This window comes from Pseudopedobacter sp., assembly GCF_040392825.1.
GTDB lineage: Bacteria > Bacteroidota > Bacteroidia > Sphingobacteriales > Sphingobacteriaceae > Pseudopedobacter.
Genome location: NZ_JBEBVH010000366.1, coordinates 1 through 3,229 on the forward strand (window position 1 = coordinate 1; position 3,229 = coordinate 3,229).

The window sequence follows — 3,229 nt, forward strand, 5'->3', positions numbered from 1 at the left end:
CTCCAACACCTCTGAACTGACTTCTGAAAGCTTTTATCTTAGCATTGAAAGATTCGGATCATTTTCAAAACCTGTGGACTAACCAAATAATTTAGTCAATCTAAATAGGAAAAAGTTGATATCTCCGATATAGCTTCGCTCTAAAAGTATCAGATTAGAATTTATACCAGAGATAACTTTCCGGAAAAAACTTCTATTCCTAATCACACCTGGACATGGGGATTCAGAGGTTCATTGATACTTATTTTAATTTTTTAGTAATTTTTGCAGTTTTTCGATTTATAAAACACATCAGGAGAGCTAAAAACAATGCAATACAACAAATTACAGTCGACAATACAGGAATTCATTATTTAAAATTAGATGGTAAAAAGGAAAGCATCCTGTACGCCGAATTAAGCAGATCTCCTTCATCTTATAACAAGGATGTTTTCACCAAAAAGACAGGTGACCGCTATCCCATTACCGTATTAAAAGTGTTTCATAAAAACATCGAAAAACGTATTTCTTTCCGTAGTACAGATATTTTCTATTCCAGCGTCACCGGAAATCATAACCGGTTAAGGCGTCATTTTTTACAGGGTATCATATTGTTTCGCCCGGATCTAACGGTTTCTCCCACCGTTTATTCGGACTTTTTATACATCCCGAAACTTTTGAATTTGATAAAAAAGAATTTGTAAAGACAGCGATTATAGCTACAATTATTATAATCATACTCTTTATAGCTATCCAAATTTATATGGAATACCGCTTTGGCGATTAGCTAATTTTTACTTTACTTATCTTCAAGTTCTTCCTCTGTATATCCTCCCATACAATCCATACAGGCGTTCGCATAAGCGTCATACTCATCGTATGCTGCTCCAATCTTGCCGAATAGCGTTATAATCCGATCTATTCTTATTCGAACTCCCGTATCCATCACGATAAACATACCTGTACCTTTTTCCTCTGACATATCTATAACAGTACCCTGAGTTTCCTCTATTTTATTATCCTCACCAAAATAGAATATCTTACCTTTGCTTTTTTTGTTAATCTGTTCTTCTATAATTTCACGATACTCCCAGGCCACCGGCAGATATGAATTTCCTTGTCTGATCTTGTTACTCATAAGTCAACTCCTTCCTATGATATCATATATATTTACCACAAAGCTACGTATAAAACACTACTAAAATCTGGCCAAAAAACATTTATTACATTCTTTTATATCCTAATAACAACCTCTACTACAACTATTTAAAACCATATTCATACCGCTTACTCTGGCCCGGTTAAACGTTTAAAAACACACCTACCTTGGCCTGAAAAAATCGGACTTATCCTATAAAAATCTGTACAATAATGTTGACGCTAAATTTGGATTCACTATTTTAGCAAACCCATGACAACTAATTATAACGCATGTACAATCTGATAGAAAACATTTATAACCTCATCTGGAGTGACGCATTAGTTTATTTTTGCCTGTTAACCGGCATATATTTCACCATCCGATTTAGGTTGCCACAATTAACCCAACTTAAAGAAATGTTACGTTTGCTCTTCAACGGCGGCAGTTCTGCGAAAGGTATATCTTCCTTTCAGGCCTTTTCGCTTGCGCTTTCAGGAAGAGTTGGAACCGGAAATATTGCTGGTGTAGCTACTGCTATTGGTATGGGTGGCCCGGGTGCTGTTTTCTGGATGTGGACAATTGCTTTCCTTGGAAGCGCATCCGCAATAGTCGAAGCTACATTAGGTCAAATGTACAAGGAAGTAAACGACGGCGAATATCGGGGCGGACCGGCGTTTTATATCCTCAAAGGCTTAAAAAGCAAAGCTTATGCCTGGACATTTGCGGCCGTTACCATTGTAAGCACAGGCTTCCTGTTGCCCAGTGTTCAAAGCAATAGCATAAGTGTTGCGGCCCAATCCGCTTTCCATATTTCGCCCGTCATTACCGGAATATTTTTAGCAGCATTACTGGCCATTATCATTATTGGCGGTGTTAAACGAATCAGCAAAGTAGCAGAGTATGTTGTGCCTTTTATGGCCGGCGCATATATCCTCATGGCCATCATTATTATCGGTTTGAATATTACAGAGGTACCAGCTGTTATTTCCCTGATTTTTAAATCGGCTTTTAATCTTGAAGCCACGTTTGGAGCCGTAGCAGGAACGGCTATCGCATGGGGTGTTAAACGTGGAATCTACAGTAACGAAGCAGGGCAAGGAACCGCACCACACGCAGCTGCAGCAGCCGAGGTGTCACACCCCATAAAACAAGGCCTTGTACAGGGTTTTTCTGTCTATGTCGACACCCTGTTTGTATGTACAGCAACAGCCTTTATGATCCTTTTCACGGGGCAATATAACGTAGAAAATCCAGCCGGAGGTTTTATTGTAGAGCATATTCCGGGAGTAGAAATGGGGCCCGCCTATACGCAATATGCTATTTCCCATCATTTCCCTGCATTGGGAGGTGCATTCGTTGCCCTAGCATTGGCTTTCTTTGCCTTCACCACTATCATGGCCTATTATTACATTGCTGAAACCAACATCAGTTTTATCACCAGAGGTAGCGGTAAGACATGGCTTATATGGCTGTTACGCCTGTTAATCTTAGGTTCGACATATATGGGTTGTGTCACTACAGCTAAATCTGCATGGACTTTAGGCGACATTGGCGTGGGCCTTATGGCATGGTTAAATCTCATCGCTATCATCCTTTTACATAAAAAAGTAGTTCTTCTTTATAACGATTACAATAAACAGAAAAAAACAGGGGCAGACCCTGAGTTTGACAGTAGCACTTTAAACCTTCCTGATCTGGAAATTTGGTCTAAAAAATCCGGAGTTCAATAAAATATAGACTTTCCCTGATCTAAAATCTGCTTTTAGGCAGGGAAAGTCTTACTTCGCTGGTTCAACTTAAATTATCACAGGGTCTTCTTGAGAGACCGTTACTCGGGAGGGAATGAGTTTATTATATGCTGTAAGCGCCCTCATCCGCCCCTTGGGCACCTTCTCCCCCAGGAGAAGGACAAATAAACAATGGTAGTAAAAGTTAACAGGAGATCCCTGCCGGCCTACCCAGGTGCACAACCAGGGCAGACGGGCTTCAACTGCGCCATTAGAAACAAAATTATTCACAGAATATTTGCGGTAATAAAAAACCAAACCATTTATAAAAATGATTTGGTTTTATCATAGAAATTAGTGTGACAGCGTTAGTGCTTTTTAG

At 39.5% G+C, this 3,229-nt stretch carries 3 protein-coding genes; 2 read left to right on the forward strand and 1 reads right to left on the reverse strand.

The features are described 5' to 3' along the window. Positions 1–215: 215 nt before the first annotated feature. Positions 216–683, forward strand: a complete 468-nt coding sequence (locus tag ABWO41_RS16985) for a hypothetical protein (RefSeq protein ID WP_353140571.1) — start codon at positions 216–218, stop codon at positions 681–683. A 95-nt stretch (positions 684–778) separates the two neighbouring features. On the opposite strand, the gene ABWO41_RS16990 is transcribed toward ABWO41_RS16985, so the two are convergent. After that, positions 779–1,117, reverse strand: coding sequence for a hypothetical protein (locus ABWO41_RS16990; RefSeq protein WP_353140574.1), 339 nt, complete (start codon positions 1,115–1,117; stop codon positions 779–781). 293 nt (positions 1,118–1,410) lie between these two features. Here ABWO41_RS16990 and ABWO41_RS16995 point away from each other — a divergent pair, with 293 nt between their 5' ends. Continuing rightward, positions 1,411–2,850 carry an alanine/glycine:cation symporter family protein gene (locus ABWO41_RS16995; RefSeq protein ID WP_353140577.1) on the forward strand — a complete coding sequence of 480 codons (1,440 nt, stop codon included), beginning with the start codon at positions 1,411–1,413 and terminating at the stop codon, positions 2,848–2,850. Positions 2,851–3,229 lie beyond the last annotated feature (379 nt).